At 34.5% G+C, this 1,656-nt stretch carries 1 protein-coding gene; it reads left to right on the top strand.

Annotated features, from left to right (window positions below; translation table 11 throughout):
- Positions 1-261 precede the first annotated feature (261 nt).
- Positions 262-1,491 (top strand): IS110 family transposase, encoded by a 1,230-nt coding sequence (locus WS44_RS09180; RefSeq protein WP_288145739.1) that lies wholly within the window; start codon positions 262-264, stop codon positions 1,489-1,491.
- The last annotated feature ends 165 nt before the right edge of the window (positions 1,492-1,656 follow it).

The raw sequence follows: 1,656 nt of genomic DNA, 5'->3' as shown, positions 1-1,656 counted from the left end.
TAAACATTCTAAGCTAAATAGTGAATTAGTTATCCGACGGGATAATTGATTCACTATTTTTATTCTCTTGTAGAATTTAAGTAGTAGTAAAACTATATGTCATCGGGGCTTTAGACACTTGATGTCGCATAATAAACTGGCAGTTTTGCTTGAGTTTTCAGGAGTCTCTTCGAAGAATGTGGACACTTAGATGTCGAGTTTAGAAAATTAGATCTGATTTCTTAAGTAAATACGTTTTACTACTTGAGCTTAGGGGGTTATATTATGCAAGTTACTTTTGGAATTGATGTAAGCAAGTCGAATTCTACTGTTTGCGAACTAATTGGTGAAAGTAAAAATGAACTTACTATTACCAATGATCGTCCTGGTTTTATTCAATTACTTCATGAGCTGGCTGCTTTTTCTAAACATCCACAAATTATTTTTGAAGCTACCGGTGTTTATTCACGCAGACTGCAGGCTTTTCTTGAAGACTACGGCTATGAATATGTTGTTCTTAATCCGCTTAAAGCCAAAAAAGAGATGAATATGGGGCTACGCTACAACAAGACCGATAAAACTGATGCTTATCATTTAGCTTTAATTCAAAGACTTTATCGCCATCCGGTTAATCAAAGCGAATCCCAAACTTATAAGCAGCTTAATGCTTTGAGCCGCTTCTATGACCAGCTGACAAGTGACTTGGTAATAGCTAAAAATCGACTTCACCAAGCTCTACAATCAACCTTTCCCGAAATTGAAAACTTATTTTCTATTGCTAGAGGTAAGAATTATTGGCAAATAGTTGCTCGTTATCCTCATTGTGATTTAGTAAGAAAAGATGATAAAAAGCAAATTATTAACTGGTTGATGAAATTGAAAGGCATCGCTTTTAATCATGCACAAAGGACAACAGATAAACTTATTGAATTAGCTCATTTAGCTTATCCAGTTGTTTCTTGCTCTGACATAGAAGTCCAGCAAGCACAATATTATGCCCGAAGACTGCTTAATCTAAGCAATCAACGTCAACGTATAATTGCAAAAATGGTTAAACTCGCCAAAACTTTGCCTAATCATGACTTAGAAAACCTAGAAAGCATTCCAGGCTTTGCACAGACCACTGCAGTCAGAGTTTTAGCAGAGTTAGGAGATTTACGCAGATTTAGTAATCCTAATAAAATCAATGCTTTTATCGGAATTGATCCAGGCAGATATCAGTCAGGAGAAATGGACTCTAATTTAAGTATTACTAAACATGGCAATGCAGTCGCACGTAAGTTGCTTTATCGAGCTATTGGACAAATTGATAATGCAGCTAAGACAAATCCGTGTCATATAGCAGATTATTATGAAAGCAAAAAGCTATCCTCTCAAACCAAAGGGTTCAAAAAGATAGCTATTGCTTCAATTCATAAACTAATCAGAACCATTTATGCCCTGATTATCAATGATCAACCATATGATTACAACGTAGCCACACATAATCAAAAAGACTTTAGTCGTAATTAATTGATCAAGTACATTATAACGCTAAGCCCAAAAATCAGATATGGATCTGGGCTTATTTGTCGTGTCTAACTAAAAAAATAAATCGACACTAAAAGATATTTAAGTTGAAATTTAAATAAAAAATGAAGCCAAACTTCTTATTATGCTTGACTTTACGTAGAAAAA

It is taken from the genome of Lactobacillus sp. N54.MGS-719, from assembly GCF_000980505.1.
Lineage (GTDB): Bacteria > Bacillota > Bacilli > Lactobacillales > Lactobacillaceae > Lactobacillus > Lactobacillus amylovorus.
Note: the sequence above shows the minus strand (reverse complement) of the source record. Positions and strands in the feature narration are given on the sequence as shown.